Origin of the sequence: Myxococcus sp. AB056, assembly GCF_006547365.1 — a bacterium.
In the GTDB taxonomy this organism is placed as follows: Bacteria; Myxococcota; Myxococcia; order Myxococcales; family Myxococcaceae; genus Myxococcus; species Myxococcus virescens.
On the sequence record NZ_VHLB01000068.1, the window covers coordinates 1 to 20,634 of the forward strand.

Consider the following 20,634-nt stretch of genomic DNA (forward strand, 5'->3'; position numbering starts at 1 on the left):
ACCCCACCCCGCCCTACGAGCCCACCGAACGCCGCCCTTGCCCAACGTAGGAACCGGCCGCCCCACCGGGAAGTCCGGCTTCCGTCTCAAGGAGAACCAAGTCATGACTTCTGGACGTTTCGCCCCCTTCTTCGCCGGGTTGCTCCTGCTCACCACCGGAGGCTGTGGCGGAGAAGCCCCCCGCTGCACGGACTGCCCCGCGGTCGAAGGCCGCTACCGGCTGCAATTCGACACAAGCGCGGGCGTGCCTCCGGAGTGCGCGCTCCTGGGGGTGGAGGTTCCCACGGGTGAAGTCCTGGACATCACCCGCTCGGGCGAAAACCTCACCAGCCGGCTGGCGGGCGTCCCCGTCCGGGGCACCATCACCTCCCAGGGGACCTTCCTGATGACGGGAACGGGAGTGCCCTCGGCGAACCGGACGGACACCCTGACGCTCACCGGCAGCTACCTGGCGCCGCTGGCGGATGGCGGGACGGCGTCCATCAACGGCGTCCTCACGGGCAGCTACGTGCGCGCGTCCGACACGGGGGGACAGCGCTGCAACGTCAGCAGTCCGTTCTCGGCGACCCGGGACTGAGCCACGGGCCGCACGAGCACGGTCGAAACGACTACTTCTTCTTCGACTCCGCGGCGGCCTTGGCCTCGGCCTTGTTCTTCTTGGCCCGCTTCTTCCAGGCCTGCTTGATCTTCATCTGCACGCGACGGTGCTTGCTCTTGCTGCGGGCCATCTTTGACTCCTGTGCTCCGTACGGAGACGTGAAAAGAGGAGCTTAACTATCAGAACCCGGCGGGCTCCCGGAAGAGGAACCCTCGGGCCCCCCCGGCTCGCCGGTGTCGTCCGGTGCCGGACGGGTGGGAAACGGGATTCCCTCGGCGCTCCGGACCTGGGTCGGCCGGGCGGTGGACACCTTCACGTCCCCCTCCCGGTCCTCGTTGCTGGGCCGCTCCTTGGCCGCCGGGGCGCTCGACTGCTGGGGGCGCTTCTTCACGGACGCGAAAATCGGCTTGTAGGCGTCCAGGAAGCGCCGGACCTCGTCCAGGGGGAGCGCCGGGCAGTGGTTGCCGTTGGCGCCCGTCATGGACGTGGCCATGCACATGGCGTTGAGGATGGCCTCCTCGGTGGCCTCCATGACCGCCTCATAGAGGGGGTCCAGGCGCTGATCCAGGAGGAGCTTCAGCTTGTAGACCATCTTCTGGGTGCGCCGGGGGATGATGTTCGCCGTGGAGAAGCCGACGACAATCTCCCCTGAGCCGTGCGCCGCGTAGCTGCCCACGCGGCCAATGCCCAGCGCCACGCGCTTGCAGAGGCGGTTGATTTGATGGCTCAGCAGCGGCGCGTCCGTGGCCACCACCGCGATGATGGAGCCGTACGTCTGGCCGCGCTTGGGCGTGCCCTTGAACTTCTCCGCCAGCACCTCGCCCACGGGAAGACCGCCCACCCGCAGGTTGTGCATCTTCCCGAAGTTGGACATCACCAGCACACCCAGCGTGTAGCCGCCCAGCACCTCCGGCAGCTTGCGGGACGACGTGCCGATGCCGCCCTTGAAGTCGCACGTCACCATGCCGGTGCCGCCGCCCACGTTCCCCTCGGCCACGGGGCCGGTGGAGGCGTTGTTGATGGCCTCGAAGACGTGCTCCTCGCGCACGTGGCGCCCGGAAATGTCGTTGAGCCAGGAATCGTCACACTCCCCCACCACGGGGATGATGACATCGTGCTCGTCACCGATGCCGGGGTAGCGGTCCACCAGGTAACGCGCCACGCCGTCCGACACCGCGCCCACCGCCATGGTGTTGGTGAGGAGGATGGGCGTCTCGATGAGGCCCCACTCCATGAGTTGCGTCATGCCGGCGACCTCGCCCGCGCCGTTGAGCACGAAGCCGCCCCCCGTCATGCGCTCCATGAAGATGTTCCCCTCGTTGGGGAGGATGGCGGTGACCCCCGTGCGCACCGGACCGTGCCCGGGACGAAGTGGGCCCTCGCCCCGTATCAACGTGCTGTGCCCGACGAGCACCCCCTCCACGTCGGTGATGGCGTTGAACTTGCCGGGCTTGAAGCGCCCCAGCGGCAGGCCCAGCTCACGGGCCCGGACGCGCGGCCCAGTCTCCTCGGGGATGTGCACCATAGAGGGGGGACACTAACCGACGACTCCCCACAGTCAACCACTCCAGCCGGCCCCGCCCGCCCCCTCGAAGAGGAGGCACGGGACGGGGCGGCCAGGGCGTCGCGTGGGACTCAGGCCTTTGCGTCCACGCGCGGAGACGGCTCCGGCGCTGGGGACGCCGGCGCGGCCACGGGGTGCGCGGCGGCGGGAGTCCCCTCCTCCAGGGGCACGCTCTTGCGCAACACCGAAGCAGGGTGCTCGCTGGCGGCGCGGCGCGCCTCGCGCTCCTTGTAGCGGCGGATGGCGGGGGCCATGATTTCGCCGATGAGCCCCCGGTAGTCCATGCCGGCGCCCTGGGCGATGAGCACCAGGTCGCTCCAGCCCGGCGTCAGACCCGGCAGCGGGTTGCACTCGATGAAGTAGATGCGCCCCTTGTCGTCCATGCGGAAGTCGATGCGCGCGACGTCGCGGCATCCCAGCGCCATGAACGAGTTCCGCGCCGCCGTGCGCAGCCGCTCCAGCAGCGCGGGCTCCAGCTTCGCCGGCGCGTCGTAGCGGATGCGGTCCGTCCAATCCAGCTTGTGCTGGAAGCTGTAGACGGGGTTCTTCTCCTCCCGGTCCAGGAAGACGATCTCCATGGGCGGCAGGACGCGGGGACGCCGCTCGCCCAGCAGGCCCACGGTGAACTCACGACCGCGGATGTACTCCTCGATGAGCGCGGGCTGCTGGTACTTGCCGGCAATCTCGCGCACCACCTCGCGCAGCTCCGCCTCGCTGTGGCAGACGCTCTTGGTGACGACGCCCTTGGAGCTGCCCTCCGCCACCGGCTTCACGATGAGCGGGAAGCTGGTGAACTCCTTGTTGAGGCGCTCCTTGCCCGTCGCCATGAGCTGGAAGTTGGGCGTGAGGATGCCTGCCTGCCGGACAATCTTCTTCGCCAGGCCCTTGTCCAGGGCGATGGACAGCGTGGCCGGGTCCGAGCCCGTGTACGGGATGTCCAGCAGCTCCAGCAGCGCCGGGACCTGGCTCTCTCGGTTGCGGCCCTTGAAGCCCTCCGCGATGTTGAACACCACGTCCAGCGGCGTGCTCGACAGCACCGAGGGAAGCTCGGCCGTGGCCTCCAGGTCGATGACCTCGTGGCCCCACGACGCAATCGCCTCGCGGATGGCCTGGAGCGTGTTCGGCGAGTCGTACTCGGCCTCGCTGTCCTCCACCGCCTCCGCCGTGGCCGTGGGCTTCACGCGCTTCACGTTGAAGCTGAAGCCCACGCGCAGCGGACCGCTCTTGCGCGCCGGCTTGCCCTGGCGACGCGACGAGTCCTTGATTTTGTACCGCTTCGCCGCGCTGGTGATGATGGAGTTGATGACCCCATCCAGGTGCAGGCCGTCCAGCTCCGCCGCCGCGTAGATGCCCGCGCCCGGCTCCAGGCTGGGGAGCGCGTTGATCTCCAGGAAGTACGGCACGCCCGCGTCACTGAGGCGCACGTCGATGCGGCCCAGGTCGCGGCAGTCGAGCGCCCGGTACACCTTCTGCGCCATCCGCCGGACGTCCTCCGCCGTGCGAGGCGGAATCTGCGCCGGGGCGCGCACGCTGACCATGCCCTCCCGCGACGTCTTCAGCGCGTAGTCGTAGATGGCGTACTTGCGGCCCTGCGTGACGGCCGGGTCGATGACGTACTCCACCGGGGAGAGCACGCCGTCGTAGTCATTGTCCACCGACTCCAGGAACGGCACGGCGAGGTCGCGGCCGGAGATGTACTCCTCCACCAGCACGCCGGACGGGTACTTCTCCAGCGCGGCGGCCACCTTCGCGCGAACCTCGTCCAGCGTCTCCGCGATGGAGTCCTGGCTGATGCCCTTGGACGAGCCCTCGAAGTTGGGCTTCACGATGACGGGGAAGCGCAGGTTCTCCGCGGACAGCTCGCTGAGCTTCTCCACGTACTGCCAGCCGGGCGTGCGGATGCCCTGCTTGGACAGCACCAGCTTGGTGAGCTGCTTGTCGAGCGTCACCGCCAGCGCGTACGCGTCCGAGCCCGTGTACGGGAAGCCCAGCTCGTCGAAGAGGGCCGGATAGAAGGCCTCGCGGAAGCGGCCGCGGCGGCCCTCGGCGGTGTTGAAGATGAGGTCCGGGCTGTAGGCCTCCAGCCGCGCCACGGTGCGCGAGGCCGGGCCGCTCACCTCGAAGCGCTCCAGCCGGTGGCCGATGCGCTCGATGGCCGCCGCGAGCGCGTTGACCGTCTCCTGCGTGTCGAACTCCGCCTCTTCTTCCAAATCAGACAGCCTGAGGTTGTGGGTCAGCGCGATGCGCATGGGTACCCCCTTCGCTTCCTGAACGACGAGCGTCCACGGCGCACCTTCGCCGCGGACATGAGCCTGCCGGAGGCGCGCTCATGCGCGACCGGCGTGCGAGCTGCAACGGTTACGCCCGCGACGACCTTCCCGTCGACCACCTGCGTCTGCGCCCAGGTGTCGCCCAGCCGCCAGCCCAGCGGATCCCTCAGCACGCACCATGCTTCCACGCTGCCAATGACAATGAGCCCCGCGGCCGCGGCCACCGTCCCATGCGGCGCGGGCATCATTCCCAGCAGCACGATGAGCGCCAGCGGCGCGTTGCGCAGGGTGCTGTCGCGGTGCCGCGCCGCCGAGCGCGTGGGCAGATGCATCACCTTCACGCCGAAGATGCGCTTGCCCACGCTCTGGCCCTGGAGCATCCCGTCCGCCAGCAGCAGGAACAGCAGCGCCACCACCGCGCCCGCCGCGCCTCCCACGACGTACAGGCCCCACGCCACCGACACGTCCACCGCCCGCGCGCCGCCGCGCAGCCAGAGCGAAGCCTTGGGATAGGGCGATTCGGGTTTCGCGTCTCCGGACACCAACCGCAAGGCGCGGCCACCCCCTTGCCGGCTTGCCGCCATGAACACGCGGCTTCGCGGGGTGCTCACTCCTCCGGCTCCAGCGTGAGTCCTTCCTCGCGCGGCTCGGGCTCATCCAGCCCCGCCAGACGCGCCAGACGTTCGTGGGCGCTCAAAGGAGAAATCATGGGCGCGGCCCACTCGACGTGCTCGCGCGTGTACTCGGCCGCGAGCGCCGCGGTGGGACTGCCCGTCTCCGACATCCGCATCAGCCGCCCCCGCGCCGCGTCTTCATCATGCCTGGCGGGGCTGCCCTGGCGCGTGAAGAGGACGAAGGCCATGGCCGGGCGCTTGGAGGACTCGCGCATCGCGAACTGGATGCCGTCGAGGTTCCAGCCCTGGGCCGCCCACTCGTTGAGGGTCCGCTCCAGGGAGCCCTCGTCCACCGTGGACAGCTCGACCACTTTGTACTGCAAGGGTCCTGGGGGGGTGACACGGGCCGCGCGACCGGCGCCGGGCCGCTTCTTCGCGGTGGACCGGCGTTGGGGCGGGGGCTTCTGGGACTTTCGTCCAGGCCGCTTTTTGGTTGGCATCGTGCGACGCACATTTGGACGCAACGCGCGCGGCGGATCAAGACTCAACCCGCCGCGGGTCCGCCCGGCTGTTGCCTACAGGAGCTTCGCCGCCTCCAGGGCGTGGTAGGTGATGATGAGGTCGGAGCCGGCGCGCTTCATGGACGTGAGCGTCTCCAGCATCACCCGCTCGTAGTCGATCCACCCGTTCTGCCCGGCGGCCTTGAGCATCGAGTACTCGCCGGACACGTTGTAGGAGACGACGGGCAGCTCCCAGCGCTCGCGCACGGCGCGGATGACGTCCAGGTAGGCCAGCGCGGGCTTGACCATGATCATGTCCGCGCCCTCTTCCACGTCCAGGGCCACTTCCTTGAGGGCCTCGCGGACGTTGCCGGGGTCCATCTGGTAGCCCCGGCGGTCACCGGAGGTGGGCGTGTTCTGGGCGGCCTCGCGGAACGGCCCGTAGTAGCCGGACGCGAACTTGGCCGAGTACGCCATGATGGGCAGCTCGCCGAAGCCCGTCTCGTCCAGGGCGGCGCGGATGGCGGCCACGCGGCCATCCATCATGTCCGACGGAGCGATGATGTCCGCGCCCGCCTTGGCGCAGCTCACGGACATCTTCGCCAGCAGCGGCAGCGTGGCGTCATTGACGACATGGCCGCCTTCCAGCACGCCGCAGTGGCCGTGGTCGGTGAACTCGCACAGGCAGATGTCGACGATGACCTGGAGGTCCGGCTCGGCCGCCTTGATCTCCTGGATGGCGCGCTGGACGATGCCGTCGTCGGCGTAGGCCTGGGTGCCGCGGGCGTCCTTGTGGTTGGGGATGCCGAACAGGAGGACGGCGGGCACGCCCAGCTTCCGGGCGTGCCTGGCCTCGGCGACGACGTGCTCCAACGACAGGTTGAAGATCCCCGGCATGGAGACGATGGGACGGCGCACGTCTCGGCCTTCCACGACGAAGAGGGGGTAGATGAAGTCGCCCGGGTCGAGGCGCGTCTCGCGCACCATGTCACGCAGGACGGCGTTGCGGCGCAGGCGGCGGGGTCGGTGGATGGGATAGGCCATGGCGGTCGCCGGTATAAACCGGCGGCGCCGCGCCTTCATCGTTTTGGGGCCCCAGCCCGCCTGCTCAGCCTGCGACGAGCCTCCAGCTCTTCTGATGGTTCCGAGCCTCCCGGGCGTGCCGCAGGGCGCGGCGCTCGGCGATGTCCGCTTCGTGCAGGGCGCGGGCGTAGCGCACGCGTGCCGCCTCCGTCCCGGTCGCCAGGTCCTTGTCGGCCTGCTCCAGCTCGCGGCGGGCATCCAGCAGCTGCTGTGCGATGCGGTCCTCGTACGTCATGTCCGATGCTCCTCGTGGCTTGAGTGTGCCGCCGGCCGATGCATGGGCCGGACCGTGGAGCTCCAAAGAATCTGCAAGCCGCCAAGTCCCCGGAACAACGAGCTACCGCGGCGCGGCAGGCACCGCAGGCGTGCGAAGCGGCTTTCCCACGGGCGCGAACGGAGCGCCGCAGGGCGCGGCCAGGAGACCGTTCCGCCCGTCCGGACGACCGTCCGGCAACCTGACGCAATGGATGGACCGTCCAGTCGTCTACAGTCCCGACCGTGACAAGCCAGGCACCCGCCATCGAAGTGAGGGGATTGAGGAAGACGTACCACCGGGCCTTCCGGAAGGGAGGCAACGATGCCCTCCGAGGCATGGACCTGACGGTGCCGGAAGGAAGCGCCTTCGGCCTCATCGGCCCCAACGGTGCGGGCAAGACGACCTTCATCAAGAGCATCCTCGGCATCGTCCAGCCCACGGAGGGGTCCATCCGGGTGCTGGGGGGCTCGCCCGAGGATCCGCGCATCCGCGCCCGCATCGGCTACCTGCCCGAGCGCCTGCACCTGCCCGGCACCTGGACGGCGCCCGCCTTCCTGGCGACGGTGACGCGGTTGAAGGGCCTCCCCGTGGACCCGGCGGTGAACCTGCGCCTCCTGGAGCGCGTGGGCCTGTCGGACGCGGTGGGCCGGCGCATTGGCGGGTACTCCAAGGGCATGCGTCAGCGGCTGGGCCTGGCCGCGGCGCTGGTGGGCACCCCTTCCCTGCTGGTGCTGGACGAGCCCACGGACGGAATCGACCCCATGGGGCGGATGGAGGTGCGGCGCATCCTCCAGGACGAGGTGCAGCGAGGCACGACACTGTTCCTCAACTCCCACCTGCTGGCGGAGACCGAGCGCGTCTGTGACCGCGTCGCCATCCTCGCGGGAGGCCGCGTGGTGCGCGAGGGCCGGCTGGAGGACCTGGCGCGCGGCGGCGTGCGGTGGCTGGTGCGCTTCGCCCCGGGTGCCAACACGGAGGCCCTGGTGACTGCAGGCTTCGTCCGAGGCGTCGCGGAGGGACACTACGTCGTCGAGGCGGAGGACCCGGCGGCGCTCAACCGGGCATTGGACCGGGCGCGCGCGGCGGGGGCATTGATGGTGGAGCTGCGGCGTGACGGAACGGACTTGGAGTCGGTGCTGATGGGAACTGTGGAGGCCGCGGCGTGAAGCCCGTCCTGGGAATCGCGGGCTACGTGCTCCGTGAGGCGATGTCGCGCAAGTTCATCCTGGCGTTCATGGTGGGCATCACCCTGGTGCTGACCGTGGTGGCGCTGAGCTTGCGCATCGAAGTGGTGGACGGAGCGCTCGCGGCGTCTCGGCTGTTCGGCGAGGAGCTTCGCTCGAGCATCCGCTCCGTCGACGTGGCCCTGCGGCCCGTGTACCAGGCCGCGGCGTTCCTGGTGTTCTACGGCGGCATCCTATTCGGCATCGTCGCGTGCTCGGACTTCGCGCCGTCGCTGATGTCACCCGGGCGCATCGAGCACCTGCTGGCGCTGCCCATCCAGCGCTGGCACCTGCTGGCGGGGACCTTCCTGGGCGTGATGGTGCTGGCGCTGGGCGGGACGCTGTATGGGACGACGGGGCTGGTGCTCATCTTCGGCGTGAAGGCGGGGTACTGGACGGCGGGGCCGCTCATCGCCGGATTGCTGGCGTGCGTGGGCTTCGCGGCGGTGTACGCGGTGATGCTGACGGCGGCGACGCTGGTGCGCAGCGCGGCGCTGTGCGCGGCCTCCGGCTTCGTCTTCCTGGTGGGAGGAATCATCGCGGGCTACCGGCAGCAGATGACGCCCTTCTTCGAGGAAGGATTTGGACGTGAAGCCTTCCGGGCGGTGACGCTGGTGTTGCCTCGGCTGTCCGCGCTGGCCGTGGCCGCGGGAGACATCGCCGCGTCCACGCCGCTGGAGGTGCGCTCGCTGGGCTTGCTGTTGCTCGGTGTGCTGGTGTTTGGATTCGGAGCCTTGGCGGTGGGGTTCTGGCGCTTCGAGGGAAAGGATTACTGACATGGACAACCGTGGACGCCGCCGGGTGTGGCTCGTCGTGGCGGCGATGCTGTTCGTGGTGGCCGCGGTGTTGATGTTCACCGGGCAGGGTGAAGAGCCCGCCATGGAGACGCCGAAGGTGGAATTCCCCCGGCGGATGCGGGCCCCCGAGCGGGAGCGCGCGGAGCGGCGCCGGACGCATGTCCTTCCCGTGCAGGTGGACGCGGGCACGCAGGAGCGCGCGCGTCCCAGAGACCCCTTGCTGGCCGCCCTGCCCCGCGGCGAGGGCAAGACGGCGGTGGTCATCGAGGCGAACGCGCTGCGGCACTCGCCCATTGGTGAGCTGCTGCTGGACTGCCTGATGCGGGATGGCGGGAAGCGGCTGCAGGAGCTGCGGAACCTTAGTGGCGTGGACCCGCTCCAGGACCTGGACCGCCTGGTCATCACCGATGAAGGGATGATGCTGTCGGGCAACTTCGGCAACGCGAAGTTCAAGGAGCTGCTGGGTGAGCGCGTGTCCATGGACTACGGCGAAGGCGCCCGGGTGTACGAGCCGGGCGACATGACGGTGACGCGGCCGGATGGGACCACGGCGCGTGGCCGGAGCGAGGCCGCGGTGGCGACGTGGAACAACGAGCTGCTGGTGATTGGCAAGTCGCCGGACGAGGTGAAGGCGGTGGTGGACCGGGTGGAAGGACGTGGTCCGGACGAGCCCCCCGCCATCTCCGAGGGCAGCACCTACGGGGAGATGTATGGCGTGCTGTCCGTGGACCAGCTCGCGCGGCTGTTGCCCAAGGAGCAGGCGGAGCTGGCGGACCGCATCCGCCGGGTGGCCCAGAACGTGGAGCTCCACGTGGACGCGAGCGGCGATGTGGCGATGGTCGCCGAGGTCCGCGGCGCGAATGGCGACGAAGTCACGGACCTGGGCAAGACGCTGGGCGCCGCGCTGAGCATGGCGCGCATCAAGGCGCAGGCCGAAGGCGAGAAGGACCTGGCGCAGCTGCTCGACTTCGCGCGCGTCCAGCCGGATGGAACGTCCTTCAAGCTGGAGATGGCCGTGCCGCTCGACGTCATCAAGCAGCGACTGGCGTTCTGCAAGGAAGAGCGGAGTGCGGCGGAGGCGGCTGAGCGATAGGCCGTGGGACGCCGCTTCCGCGGTACACCCGACGCTCCTTGGCGAAGCGCCGAGGGGCGTCGTCGTTCCTGGAATCAGGGCTGGAGCGACACGTCCGCGTTCTCTTGTTCGCGACGTCGCAATTCGCCCGCGGCCTTCGCCGCGGTGAAGAGCGCGGTGACGATGTAGGCTCGGACGATGAGAGCGAAGATGGGGAAGCGCCCTCCCTCCGTGAGCGAGTTCACGGCCGAGAAGAGTCCGTCGGCGGTGAACAGGATGCCTGCGAGAATGGGCGCCACGCGGGTGCCGCGATGGGTGAAGAAGCCCAAAACCGCGATTGGCAAGCTGAAGAGGATGGAGCCCAGCCCCATCCCCGCCGCCCCCAGGATGTCACTCTGACCCACCATGGCGACGACACCGAGCAAGGTGTTCAGGCCCGCCAGGAAATAGAGCAGGTTCGCCGCGCGCTTGACCTGCTGCGCCGGGTCCGTGTCCGTTCCGGGAACAGCCTCCCCGTCGCGCACCACCGCCAGGCCCGTGCGGAAAAAGCCACTCTGGAGCAGGACGTTCAGCGTGCTTCCGTCGGGGAGTTTGAAGAACACCCCTCGCCTGAGCTCGGACGCCCCGCCGTCCAGCGTTCCCACGACCTTTCCATCCAGGGTGACGGTGAACCGCTTCCATCCCCATCCCCATGACAACTCCAAGCGAGGCGGCCCCCCCGCCTCCAGCGCCAGCTTCTTCGACCCCACGTGAACCCCTCATTCGACCCGGACCGGGTCAGGGGGCGAAACTAGCTGTCCGGTGGACACCATTGCAAAGCCACGAGCGACCTTGGGCAGCGCCGTGACGAAGCCAGGCGGCCCGCTCAGCTCCTCAAGGCCACCCCGAAGCCGATGATGACCAGCATGGCCATGTGGAACCAGCCGACGTTGCGCGCAAGGACGGCCCAGCCTTCCCCTGCGCCGGGGGCAGTGCCGCGCCGGATGGCCGCCAGCTCCTGGTAGCCCAGCACGAGTCCCACGAGCCCCGGAACGAACCCGATGAACCCCACCGTGGCGAAGATGAGCGCCAGCGTGGCGCGTTTGGAGGGTTTCTCTCCTAGGGCGACGGTGTGGCAGTGGAGGCAGAGCATGCGCCCCACCTGCCACCTGCGGCAGCCTTCACACAAGAAGGTGCCGCAGCGGCTGCACGTCCCCTCCGCGGGCCGCTCGGGATGAAGGGGGCACAGCGCGACCGTCGCATCCATGCCCGTTCTCTATCACGCCCCGGGGCGTGTCACGCCAGAGACAGTCCTCGCGGCCGGCTTCCCCTGAAGAAATACACCCTACAACGACAGGCACGAATAGGACGGGCCCTCGCCAGGGCTATGTCGCGACATCCAATCCCCTCCCCTGGCGCGCCCCGGCCGATTGTTTGATATATCGTTGTGCGCTGCCGCTCTCAATTCCATGCGAGCACAGCCTCCTCAAGGGAGAATCCACATGCGCATCGTTTCGAAAGGGGCCCGTGGCCTTTCCGCACTGTTTGGCGCGGCGGCCCTGGCATCCATCGGTTGTGGTGATGTCCCGGACGCGTCGGAGGGCTCCCAGGCCGAGCTCCTGCAGACAAGCGCTTCTCTGGATTGCCTCTCCTCGATCAAACCGGAGCGAGAGCTGCTCATCCAGGATGCGACCGTGCTGAATGACCCGGTGCGTACGGCCTGGTCCGGAGCGATGCCCGAGGTGCGCGGGGCCGCGGACGGCGCGTGGAGCTTCGGCCGACGACTGGCGGAGATGAGCGGCGACGTCGCTCCCTCCGAGTTCGTCCGCGACGGGCTCCGGCGGGCTGCGGAACAGGACGCGGTCGCACGCGCGCTCGTGCCCCAGCTCCTCGAAGCGTGGCCAAGACTCGCGGATGGCACCCTGGACATGACGAAGGCGCCGCTGCGGCTGAAGGCCATCGTCAACCACGTGGACACCCACAATTCGGACCGGCACAGCGCTGGCGAGGGCCACCTGGTCTTCGATGCAATCGATGCGGACGGCAAGCCGCTGCCCCTCACCGCCACCCTCGTGTACGACCTGCCGGCATCCAAGCCCTCGGACGCGCTCCACTGGGCCCGGCAATGGCATGCACTCGCCACGCAGACTCCGGGTACGGAGGCATTCAACACCACCCTCCAGGCCGTCACCGACCGATTCACCGCCGCCCCAGGCCGGCTCCAGGTGAGCACGACGGAATCGGTCCCCGACTCAGCGCGCTCGAAATCCACCGACGCGCGGCGCCTCGCGAAGGACTTCGGAAACCTGCTGTGTACCGATAGCGCAGCCCCTACCGTGACGCTCCTCTCGCCGAGCCCGGGCAGTGCCGTGCGCGGCACCATCACCCTGACGGCGAGCGCCTACGATGACGTCGGCGTCACGCGCGTGGACTTCTTCTCAGGGTCCACCCTCATCGCCTCCGACACCCAGCCCCCTTTCATCGTGGACTGGGACACGACAACGTCCCCCTCCGGCACCCGGGCGCTGACAGCCCAGGCCTTCGACGCGGACGGCAACATGGGCATCTCCGACCCGGTGAGCGTCATGGTGGACAACTTCGCTCCCATCATTCTTTCGGGCACGCCCCAGTACAACCCGCAGACCCTGAACTATGTGCGCGGCAACATCACCGTGGGCTGGACCGTGACGGACCAGTCTCTCTCAGGCGTGGTCCTGGCCGAGTTCTTCCAGGAGGGGTACCTCAAGGGCTCGCTGACGAGCCCCAGCACCTTTGGGTACACCTTCGCGTGGGACACGCGGGTGCTGGCCAATCGCTCCTACAGCCTGACCCTGCGCGCGACTGACAGGGCAGGCAATGTCGGGATGCACACCCGTTCGCTGATCGTCGACAACGCGCCGCCCACGTCCGTCCTGACCGCACCGGCCAACGGAGACGTCGTCAGCGGTGTCGTCACGCTGGCTGCCAATGCGAGTGACAGCCAATCGCTCTACTACGTCGCCTTCGAGATCGACGGTGTCATCCAGACACCCTATTCGACCACCGCGCCCTTCACCCGGACGTGGGACACGACGGGCAAGTCCGGCACGCACGTCATTGTCGCCATCGCGTATGACCGCGCGGGCAACAGCCAACGCAGCAACGCCGTGACGGTCACCGTTCCGTGAGCCACAGGCGGGCACTGACGCCTCGGTAGCCCCCGGGTCTCACCTTGTCCGGGTGCCCCGTCGAAAGGCCGCGCCAGACCTGCTGGCGCGGACCCTCTTCGTAACCGTCCGGCGAATGACGTGGCGTGAGCTGTTGAAGACGGTTGGGTGCCGTGCTCGGCGAGCGTTGCAACACGACTGGGCGAGAAGGCATGGTCCGGCGTGAGCTTCCGGGGTTCAAGCGTTCGACGCGGTCGGCTCAGGCGGTGCGCGGCGCCAGGGTGCGGCTGCGCTCCGACATCGCCGTCTCGCCCAGCGCCGTGGTGTCTCCGGTCTTCACCTGCCGCACTGAGTGAAAGAGGGTGCCGCGATGCTTCCGGCGCGGGGGAAGAATACGGATGCTGCCAGGTGGGGCGCTTGGGCGACGCCCGCTGCCAAGCCCAGGCAGGTCTGAGCCCGTTTTGCAGGGACTGCTTGCTATCCCACCTGCCGTCCGTGCCAGTCTGGCCGGATGAACCGCGTCCTTCTGCTGGCCGGACTGTTGAGCCTCGTTGCGTGTAAGGGCTCTGTCGAGCCCAACACCGACCCCGGAGGCCCTAACAACCCAGGGGGGCCCGGTGAGCCCGGGGAGAACCGGGGCGCCGCGTGCGTGGTGCAGTCGGTGCTCACGGAGCGCTGCGCCAGCTGCCACGGCGCGATGCCGACCCAGGGGGCGACGATGCCGCTGCGCACCCTGCACGACATGCGGGTGAGCTCGGCAATGGATGGGAGGCTCAACAACGCCCAGCGCGCGCTCACCCGCATGCGCGACGACGCGTCTCCGATGCCGCCGGCCCCGCATGCGCGCGCGAGCGCAGCCGAGCTCGCCGCGCTGGAGACCTGGATCGCGGAGGGGATGCCCCTCTGCAGTGGCACGGGCGGCCCGCCTGTCACCGTGGTGCCCGAGCCCAACCTGCTCGATCAGGCTGCGCTCTTCAGCTGCACCGAAGGCGTGCGCTCGGATGCGCCGACGCGCATCCGCCGCATGAACCGGCGCGAGTTCACCCGCAACGTCGGTGGCTCGGTCGAGCGCAGTTGGACCGGGTTCAGCTTCTACGACAACCCGCTCGATCCCAGCGCCATCGAGCAATACAGCTCCTGGGCTACGGACGAGACGCTGGACGAGGCCACGGTGGAGCTCTTCCTGCCGGTGGTCGGCGCGGCCGCCTCGCCGTGGACGATGAACTACCCGGATGGCAACCGGATGGAGCGTGTCTACACCGACAGACGCTTCAGCTGCATGTTCAACGACGCGAACCCGAGCGACACCTGCAAGCGCTTCCACCTGGGCCAGATGCTCGAGTTCGGCGTCTTCTTCCGCCCGCCCACCGAGGATGAGCTCACCCGCCTCACCGCCTTCGCGACCGAGGTCATCGCGCAGGAGCCGAGCTACTCCCCGCGAAACCGCGCGGACTCCATCACGCGGATCTCCAACGCCGCGTGGATGATGACCGGCGCCATGTTCCGCCGCGAGATGGGCGGCGAGCCGGCCGACGGTCGCGTGGAGCTGACCAGCCTCGAGCTGGGCTCGCAGCTGGCCTACGCGCTGGCGGGGCGCGCGCCCTCGGCCACGCCGAGCTTCGTGTGGCCCTACTACTCCGCGCCCCTCGAGGGGCATCTGGCGGACGTGGCCACCGCCGCGAAGGATGGATCGCTCACGCAGGATGCGACGACCACCGCCCTGATCGAGAAGTACCTGGGCGGCGTCGACGCCCACCAGAACGGGACACCGCGCTTCGATCTGGTGCAGGACTACAACGAGGAGCAGCGCTCCAAGCGCGGGCAGTACTGGCTGGGTGACGGCGTCGCGGGCTTCTTCCGCGAGTGGCTCGGCTACGGGCACGTGGCCGCGGTGTTCAAGGAGTCCCCGGCGGCGACCTCGCGCTTCGAGCTCGAGGGGCTCGGCGACATCAGCGCGATCTCGTACGAGAACCTGCTCACCAACTTCCATCCGCTGGAGCCGACCTTCATCCAGCAGTTCGACGATCTGATCGCGCGGGTGGTCGTCGAGGATAAAGACGTGCTGGCGAACCTGCTCACCACGCGAACCTTCTACGTGCCCTCCATGCAGCACGCGGCGTACGACTCGCACAGGGGCCTCTCGCACCCCTACAACGTCAGTGAGGTCCTCCCCGCGACCGTCGAGGGCCGCTGGAAGACGCTGCCTGCCACCGAGCGCGCGGGCGTGCTGACCCACCCGGTGTGGCTGGCCGCGCACGGCGGCAACTTCGAGGACGATCCGTCCATCGTCCACCGTGGCAAGTGGGTGCGCGAGAACCTCCTGTGCGGCTTCGTCCCGCCGCTCAGCAGCGTGCAGGTGGCGGCCCAGGTCGGCGCTCATGCTCCCGACAAGAATGCGCGCCGCCGCCTGCAGGAGGCGACCGCCGGAGCGCAGTGTCAGGGCTGTCACCGCCTGATGGAGCCGCTCGGCCTGCCCTTCGAGATCTACAACCACGCGGGCTTCCTGCGCGCGCGGGATCACTCGACCAGCGGAGGCTGGACCACGCCGGACGGAAGCTCGACGCTCACGTCGATGCCGGACCCCGCGCTGGACGGCCCGGTGCGCGACGCGGTGGAGTTGAGCGAGCGCCTGGCGGCCTCGCGGCACGTGAAACGCTGCTTCCTGCGACAGGCCTTCCGCTACTTCATGGGCCGCCCGGAGAATCCGAGCGACGCCTGTACGCTGACGCAGATGGAACAGGCCTATGACCAGAACAACGGCTCGTTCTCCAAGATGCTGACCACGCTGATGACCAGCGACACCTGGAAGACGCGGCGTGTGCCGCAGGCTGGAGAGTGACTGCCATGTTCTCGCGACGAACCGTCCTGAAGGGCATGGCCGCCGGCCTCTTCGCGCCCTACTTCCACGACGTCTACGCCCAGTCGTCAGCGTTGCCGGCGCGCCTGGTGCTGGTCCTCGAGTGCAATGGTGTCTACCCCCGCGCGCTCCTGAGCACGGGCACCCGCGCGGCGCTGGGGGGGCGCGCCAACACCTCCGACCGCATCTTCTGGGACGCGTACAAGGACACGCCGATGGTGCGCGAGGGCGACGATCTCGCCAGCGCGATCAGTCTCGGGCCGCTGGCGGCGTCTTCCGGCAACATCGACCTGGTGAACCGCTCCGCCGTGCTGCTGGGGCTCTCGAACCTCATCGCGGGTGGCGGGCACTCCAGCGGGACGGGCGGGCTGAGCTGCGCGGTGAACGGCGCGGGCGCGACCTTCGACGCGGTGATCGCACCTCGCCTGCGCCGGGGTGCACCGTTCGACGTGCTGCGCCTGGGCACCAGCTCCGCGCGCGTGTCGATCGTGTACGAGACCTGCGCGCTCGGACCCCGCAAGCCCGCGGGCATCATCGTCAACCCGTCGCTCGCGTTCGACAGCACCTTCGGCTCGCTGCTCGGCGGCTCGACGAACGGGCGCGATCGCAAGATGCTCTTCGACTTCGCGCTGGCCGACTCGCGGAAGGCACTGGCGGAGTTCAGCGGCAACTCCAACGAGCGGCTGAAACTGGAGCGCTACGTCTCCTCGCTCGAGTCGCTGCGCACGCGGGAGGATCAGCTCGAAGGCATGGCGGACCGCGTGCGGCCCTACCTGCCACTGGCGCCGAAGGACAACCCGCTCATCACCGGCGCGGGCTCACCGCCCGACTCGCTGAAGTGGTTCGAGGCGCAGTTCCAGATCGCCACGGCGTCCCTCCTGGGCGGGCTGACGAACACGGTGGTGCTGGCGACGGGTACCTCGGGCTTCGACGTGGCCTACGGCCCGGACGTGACCGACATCCCGCGACACAGCCTGCAGCACGGCCTGGATGCGGGGCAGAACTGGGATCGCGTCGCCGAGGTCACCCGCCGTCACGTGCAACTGGTGGCGAACCTGGCGAGGACGCTGGCCGCCACGCCCGAGGTCGGCGCGAGCGGCTCGATGTTGGATCACACCGCGATCGTCTTCATGTCCGACAACGGCGAGCAGCACCACTCGACCTCGCGTGAGTGGCCGAAGCTCGTGGTGGGCGGCAACGCGCTGGGCCTGAAGACCGACGGACGCACGGTCGTGTACCCGAAGTACGACGCGGCCCGGAACCGGCAGGTCTCGAACCTCTTCAACACGCTCGGCCACGCGTTCGGAGACGCGGACTTCAACACCTTCGGGCAGGAGGGCAGCACGCGCATCGCGCCGGGACCGCTGAGCGAGTTGTATGGCTGAGCCGTAAGCGCGGGCTGGGCGGGTTCCACGTCATTTGGGCAGGCATGTCTCGCTGGTGCCACCCCTGTAAGCTGCCCCGGGACACGCTGCGACAGCGCTGCGGGGCATCATCGGCGCGCGCGGAGGCCATCTCCCGCGAGATGCTCCGGGGCGCCCTCCCGGAGAGCACCGCCGCCGCGACGCTGGCCTCGCTCATCGTCTCCTGGCTGTCCTCGAAGAAGTAGCGCGAGGACGCGCGCGTGCATCATCGCCGCCGATGTGATGCAGTCGCGCGGTGCTCGAAAGCGTCACCATTGACCAGCTCCGCACGCTCCGCGCGGTGGCCGAGGAGGGCAGCTTCTCCGCGGCGGCCCGGAAGCTCGGTCAGGGGCAGCCCGCCGTCAGTCAGGCCATGCAGCGGCTGGAGAAGCAGCTCGGCCTGCGGCTCTTCGACCGGAGCGGGCGCGTCCCGCGCTTGACGGCGAAGGGAGAAGCCGTCGTCGCGGCGGCGCAGCGACTCCACGAGGACATCGCCTCGTTCCAGGCGGTGGTCGGCCGGCTCAAGAGCGGCGAGGAGACGAAGCTGTCGCTGGTGGTGGACGCCATGTTCCCCACCGACGCACTGCTCGACTTCGTGCGGGAGCTGGCGCGCACGCACCCGGGCGTGGAGCTGGCGCTGGAGGTGGAGCTGCTGTCCGCGGTGACGGAGCGCGTGCGCGAGCGGCGCGCGACGCTGGGCATCGCCGGCGCGGACCTGGACCTCACCGGCCTGGAGCAGCGCCCCATCGCGCTCCTCAAGATGATTCCCGTCGCCGCGCCCTCGCATCCGCTCGCGGCGGTGAAGGGCGTCCTCACGGAGACGCACCTCGCCTCCGCCATCCAAATCGTCCTGAGCGAGCGGCTGCCGGAGGGTAAGACGGGCACGGCGGACCGGGGCGTCATCGGCTCGCGCCTCTGGCGTGTCGCGGACCTGATGACCAAGCACTCACTCCTCATCGGCGGCATCGGCTGGGGCCTCGAGCCCGAGCACCTCGTCCGCGACGACCTCGCCGCCGGACGGCTGGTGGCGCTGCGCCTGGCGGCCTGGGAGGGCGGTCCCCCACCCCAGCGCCCGCTCGCCCTGGTGCGCCGCAAGGGCACGCCGCTGGGCCCGGTGGCGACGTGGGCCTCGAACCGGCTCACCTCGCTGTGCCAGCTCGCGCTCAAGGGCGCGGACCATCACACGACGTGATGAAAAGCATCACGACCTGGAGCGATTTACAGACGGGGCTCGGCTCTTAGGTTTGGAACCATGAGCACCACGACCCAAGTCAGCGTTCCCACTTCTCCTCGAACCACTTCCCGCCCCCGCACCCTGGAGAGTGTCCATGGTGGCGGCCAGCTGCACTGGGTGGGTGACGGCTTCCGCGTCCACACCCTCGTGCCGAGCGGCGGCCTGCGCCAGGAGCGGACCAGTCCGTTCCTGCTGCTCGACTACCATCCGCCCCATGACTACCCCGCGCTGGCGAAGGGCCAGCGGGGCGTCGGCTGGCATCCGCACCGTGGCTTCGAGACGGTGACGCTCGCGTTCGAGGGTCACGTCGCGCACCGCGACAACGCAGGCAACTCCGGCGTCATCGGTCCCGGGGACGTACAGTGGATGACGGCGGCGTCCGGCATCCTCCACGAGGAGTACCACGAGCACGACTTCTCCCGGCGCGGGGGCACGTTCCACATGCTCCAGCTCTGGGTGAACCTGCCTCGCCAGCACAAGATGTCCGCTCCGGGCTACCAGCCCATCACGAAGGAGCAGATTCCGGTGGTCCCCGTTCAAGGAGGCGGGGAGGCCACGGAGCACAGCCGGGTGCGCATCATCGCCGGGAGCTACGGTGACGCGAAGGGTCCCGCCAGGACCTTCACGCCCATCTCCATGCTCGACGTGAAGGTGCGCGCGGGCGAGGACTTCCACCTGTCGCTGCCCTCGAACCACAACGCCCTGGTGCTCGTCGCCAACGGCCGCGTGACGGTGGGCGCGGAGAGCATCCGGAGCGGTGAGCTCGCGGTGTTCGCCAACGACGGGGAGACCCTCTCCCTCCGGGCCGACGAGGACACGCACTTCATCGTCCTCGCGGGCGAGCCCATCCACGAGCCCATCGCCCACACCGGGCCGTTCGTGATGAACAACCACCGGGAGATCATCCAGGCCATCGACGACTTCGAGTCGGGCGCCTTCGGTGGGATTCCTGAGTAACGGGGCGCGCGGCGGCTGACGTCGCGCAAGGGGTGCTGACGCCTCCGGGACACACCGTCCCGGGGGCGTCAACGTATCGGCGGGAGAGAAGCCCTGTTGAGGTGAGGGCTGGAGCGGAGGGGCCGAGGAGGGTCGGTAGACAGAAGCCTCCAGGAGCGAGCCGAGGGGGCATCGCCGTTTCTCCCCAGAAGATCCGGGCGTTTCGCGCGCCGAGCGCGTAAGGGCGGTGCTCTCGCGTGTGCTCGCAGAAAGCGCCGAGCGACCTCGCTGAGCGCCGCGTGAGACAGCACTCCCGCTCTCTCTCCTGGCCCGTGGGGAGAGAAGCCGAGAGGCGTTTAGCTGTGTACCCGGCGCTCAACAGTCGGCCCCGTTGGTCAACAGCTTCGGCGTCTGCGACGGGGCCGAGCTGTTGATCATCGGGGCGGGCGTTCGCGAGGAGGAGATGAACGGCCCAAGCTCGGCTCCCGACGACGCGCTGGCCCGCGAGCTGGGCGCGATGGGGCTGCTCTGCTCTGAGTCAGCGCGCGCGCCGGTAGTGCATGGCGACCGCGCCGCAGCGGAGCGGCTTCGCCGAGACCAGCTCGAGCCGTCGCGTGCTGGGCAGCCCGCTCTGGTACAGGGTCGGGCCGTGGCCGGCGATCCTGGGGTGGACGAGGAACTTGTACTCGTCGATCAGATCCAGCCGGTCCAGCTCGGTCGCGAGCTTGCCGCTACCGAGGAGCACGCCGGCGGGGGTCGCGTCCTTGAGCTTCTGCACGCCCGTGCGCAGGTCGCCGGCGATGTGGTGGCTGTTGGTCCACGGGAAGTCCTTTCGTGTCGACGACGCCACGTACTTCGGCTTGGCCTCCAGCTTGACCGCCCACTCGCGCATCGCCGGCGGCGCCTCCTCGTCGCCGCGGGCGACCGCCGGCCAGGAGCTCTCCATCATCTCGTAGGTGACACGGCCCCACAGCATCGCCCCGCACTCGTCCATGAGGCGGGTGAAGAAGGCGTGTGTCTCGTCATCGGCGATTCCCTCCTGGTGGTCAACGCAGCCGTCCAGGGTGACGTTGATGCTGAAGGTCAAGAGTCCCATGCGGCG

20 protein-coding genes are annotated in these 20,634 nt (G+C 69.1%); 10 read left to right on the plus strand and 10 right to left on the minus strand.

Going from position 1 to position 20,634, the window contains the following annotated elements:
- The first annotated feature begins 103 nt into the window (after positions 1–103).
- Positions 104–577, plus strand: a complete 474-nt coding sequence (locus FMP39_RS25830; protein ID WP_141592842.1) for a hypothetical protein — start codon at positions 104–106, stop codon at positions 575–577.
- A 31-nt stretch (positions 578–608) separates the two neighbouring features.
- On the opposite strand, the gene FMP39_RS25835 is transcribed toward FMP39_RS25830, so the two are convergent.
- The 7 genes from FMP39_RS25835 to FMP39_RS25865 form a co-directional block, all read right to left on the minus strand.
- The gene (locus FMP39_RS25835; protein ID WP_002636551.1) at positions 609–728 is read right to left on the minus strand and encodes a hypothetical protein; all 120 of its coding nucleotides are present in this window, start codon (positions 726–728) and stop codon (positions 609–611) included.
- A gap of 42 nt (positions 729–770) precedes the next feature.
- Positions 771–2,123, minus strand: coding sequence for a P1 family peptidase (locus FMP39_RS25840; RefSeq protein WP_090490548.1), 1,353 nt, complete (start codon positions 2,121–2,123; stop codon positions 771–773).
- Between the two features lie 110 nt (positions 2,124–2,233).
- Positions 2,234–4,411, minus strand: coding sequence for an ATP-grasp domain-containing protein (locus FMP39_RS25845; RefSeq protein WP_141592843.1), 2,178 nt, complete (start codon positions 4,409–4,411; stop codon positions 2,234–2,236).
- Complete coding sequence (locus FMP39_RS25850; protein WP_194858565.1) at positions 4,396–5,043, minus strand: RDD family protein; 648 nt, start codon at positions 5,041–5,043, stop codon at positions 4,396–4,398. The genes FMP39_RS25845 and FMP39_RS25850 overlap by 16 nt, the downstream gene beginning before the upstream one ends.
- The gene (locus FMP39_RS25855; protein WP_228558335.1) at positions 5,040–5,429 is read right to left on the minus strand and encodes a hypothetical protein; all 390 of its coding nucleotides are present in this window, start codon (positions 5,427–5,429) and stop codon (positions 5,040–5,042) included. Before FMP39_RS25855 ends, FMP39_RS25850 begins: the two co-directional genes overlap by 4 nt.
- 192 nt (positions 5,430–5,621) lie before the next feature.
- Positions 5,622–6,590 (minus strand): porphobilinogen synthase, encoded by a 969-nt coding sequence (gene hemB / locus FMP39_RS25860; RefSeq protein ID WP_228558336.1) that lies wholly within the window; start codon positions 6,588–6,590, stop codon positions 5,622–5,624.
- Positions 6,591–6,654: 64 nt separating this feature from the next.
- Positions 6,655–6,864, minus strand: coding sequence for a hypothetical protein (locus tag FMP39_RS25865; RefSeq protein WP_225887741.1), 210 nt, complete (start codon positions 6,862–6,864; stop codon positions 6,655–6,657).
- 299 nt (positions 6,865–7,163) lie between these two features.
- On the opposite strand from FMP39_RS25865, the gene FMP39_RS25870 reads away from it, so the two are divergent.
- The 3 genes from FMP39_RS25870 to FMP39_RS25880 are packed head-to-tail and all read left to right on the plus strand — an operon-like array spanning position 7,164 to position 9,998.
- Positions 7,164–8,051: an ABC transporter ATP-binding protein gene (locus FMP39_RS25870; RefSeq protein WP_141592847.1), complete on the plus strand. Its 888-nt coding sequence runs from the start codon at positions 7,164–7,166 to the stop codon at positions 8,049–8,051.
- On the plus strand, positions 8,048–8,884 hold the full coding sequence (locus tag FMP39_RS25875) for an ABC transporter permease subunit (RefSeq protein ID WP_140792442.1): 837 nt from the start codon (positions 8,048–8,050) through the stop codon (positions 8,882–8,884). Before FMP39_RS25870 ends, FMP39_RS25875 begins: the two co-directional genes overlap by 4 nt.
- Before the next feature lies 1 nt (position 8,885).
- Positions 8,886–9,998: a hypothetical protein gene (locus FMP39_RS25880; RefSeq protein WP_140855345.1), complete on the plus strand. Its 1,113-nt coding sequence runs from the start codon at positions 8,886–8,888 to the stop codon at positions 9,996–9,998.
- Positions 9,999–10,072: 74 nt separating this feature from the next.
- On the opposite strand, the gene FMP39_RS25885 is transcribed toward FMP39_RS25880, so the two are convergent.
- Positions 10,073–10,726, minus strand: coding sequence for a hypothetical protein (locus FMP39_RS25885; protein WP_141592848.1), 654 nt, complete (start codon positions 10,724–10,726; stop codon positions 10,073–10,075).
- 116 nt (positions 10,727–10,842) lie between these two features.
- Positions 10,843–11,223, minus strand: coding sequence for a DUF4190 domain-containing protein (locus FMP39_RS25890; RefSeq protein ID WP_141592849.1), 381 nt, complete (start codon positions 11,221–11,223; stop codon positions 10,843–10,845).
- A 235-nt stretch (positions 11,224–11,458) separates the two neighbouring features.
- On the opposite strand from FMP39_RS25890, the gene FMP39_RS25895 reads away from it, so the two are divergent.
- The 6 genes from FMP39_RS25895 to FMP39_RS25920 all read left to right on the plus strand — a co-directional run bounded on the left by FMP39_RS25895 (position 11,459) and on the right by FMP39_RS25920 (position 19,553).
- The gene (locus FMP39_RS25895) at positions 11,459–13,123 is read left to right on the plus strand and encodes an Ig-like domain-containing protein (protein ID WP_141592850.1); all 1,665 of its coding nucleotides are present in this window, start codon (positions 11,459–11,461) and stop codon (positions 13,121–13,123) included.
- Between the two features lie 490 nt (positions 13,124–13,613).
- Entirely contained in the window at positions 13,614–15,941 is a 2,328-nt protein-coding gene (locus FMP39_RS25900; RefSeq protein WP_141592851.1) for a DUF1588 domain-containing protein, read from the plus strand.
- A gap of 5 nt (positions 15,942–15,946) precedes the next feature.
- Positions 15,947–17,344 carry a DUF1552 domain-containing protein gene (locus FMP39_RS25905; protein WP_141592852.1) on the plus strand — a complete coding sequence of 466 codons (1,398 nt, stop codon included), beginning with the start codon at positions 15,947–15,949 and terminating at the stop codon, positions 17,342–17,344.
- Between the two features lie 44 nt (positions 17,345–17,388).
- Positions 17,389–17,568 carry a hypothetical protein gene (locus FMP39_RS25910; protein ID WP_141592853.1) on the plus strand — a complete coding sequence of 60 codons (180 nt, stop codon included), beginning with the start codon at positions 17,389–17,391 and terminating at the stop codon, positions 17,566–17,568.
- Between the two features lie 50 nt (positions 17,569–17,618).
- Entirely contained in the window at positions 17,619–18,554 is a 936-nt protein-coding gene (locus FMP39_RS25915; RefSeq protein ID WP_141592854.1) for a LysR family transcriptional regulator, read from the plus strand.
- Between the two features lie 60 nt (positions 18,555–18,614).
- The gene (locus FMP39_RS25920; protein WP_141592855.1) at positions 18,615–19,553 is read left to right on the plus strand and encodes a pirin family protein; all 939 of its coding nucleotides are present in this window, start codon (positions 18,615–18,617) and stop codon (positions 19,551–19,553) included.
- A 517-nt stretch (positions 19,554–20,070) separates the two neighbouring features.
- On the opposite strand, the gene FMP39_RS25925 is transcribed toward FMP39_RS25920, so the two are convergent.
- Complete coding sequence (locus FMP39_RS25925; RefSeq protein WP_141592856.1) at positions 20,071–20,628, minus strand: dihydrofolate reductase family protein; 558 nt, start codon at positions 20,626–20,628, stop codon at positions 20,071–20,073.
- Positions 20,629–20,634: the final 6 nt, after the last annotated feature.

What these genes read in the sequence shown, in the direction of transcription:
- FMP39_RS25890 (WP_141592849.1), bottom strand. Translation starts at nt 11,223, where the DNA reads ATGGATGCGACGGTCGCGCTGTGCCCCCTTCATCCCGAGCGGCCCGCG.
- FMP39_RS25835 (WP_002636551.1), bottom strand. Translation starts at nt 728, where the DNA reads ATGGCCCGCAGCAAGAGCAAGCACCGTCGCGTGCAGATGAAGATCAAG.
- FMP39_RS25905 (WP_141592852.1), top strand. Translation starts at nt 15,947, where the DNA reads ATGTTCTCGCGACGAACCGTCCTGAAGGGCATGGCCGCCGGCCTCTTC.
- FMP39_RS25880 (WP_140855345.1), top strand. Translation starts at nt 8,886, where the DNA reads ATGGACAACCGTGGACGCCGCCGGGTGTGGCTCGTCGTGGCGGCGATG.
- hemB (WP_228558336.1), bottom strand. Translation starts at nt 6,590, where the DNA reads ATGGCCTATCCCATCCACCGACCCCGCCGCCTGCGCCGCAACGCCGTC.
- FMP39_RS25845 (WP_141592843.1), bottom strand. Translation starts at nt 4,411, where the DNA reads ATGCGCATCGCGCTGACCCACAACCTCAGGCTGTCTGATTTGGAAGAA.
- FMP39_RS25925 (WP_141592856.1), bottom strand. Translation starts at nt 20,628, where the DNA reads ATGGGACTCTTGACCTTCAGCATCAACGTCACCCTGGACGGCTGCGTT.
- FMP39_RS25895 (WP_141592850.1), top strand. Translation starts at nt 11,459, where the DNA reads ATGCGCATCGTTTCGAAAGGGGCCCGTGGCCTTTCCGCACTGTTTGGC.
- FMP39_RS25840 (WP_090490548.1), bottom strand. Translation starts at nt 2,123, where the DNA reads ATGGTGCACATCCCCGAGGAGACTGGGCCGCGCGTCCGGGCCCGTGAG.
- FMP39_RS25865 (WP_225887741.1), bottom strand. Translation starts at nt 6,864, where the DNA reads ATGACGTACGAGGACCGCATCGCACAGCAGCTGCTGGATGCCCGCCGC.
- FMP39_RS25920 (WP_141592855.1), top strand. Translation starts at nt 18,615, where the DNA reads ATGAGCACCACGACCCAAGTCAGCGTTCCCACTTCTCCTCGAACCACT.
- FMP39_RS25830 (WP_141592842.1), top strand. Translation starts at nt 104, where the DNA reads ATGACTTCTGGACGTTTCGCCCCCTTCTTCGCCGGGTTGCTCCTGCTC.
- FMP39_RS25900 (WP_141592851.1), top strand. Translation starts at nt 13,614, where the DNA reads ATGAACCGCGTCCTTCTGCTGGCCGGACTGTTGAGCCTCGTTGCGTGT.
- FMP39_RS25910 (WP_141592853.1), top strand. Translation starts at nt 17,389, where the DNA reads ATGTCTCGCTGGTGCCACCCCTGTAAGCTGCCCCGGGACACGCTGCGA.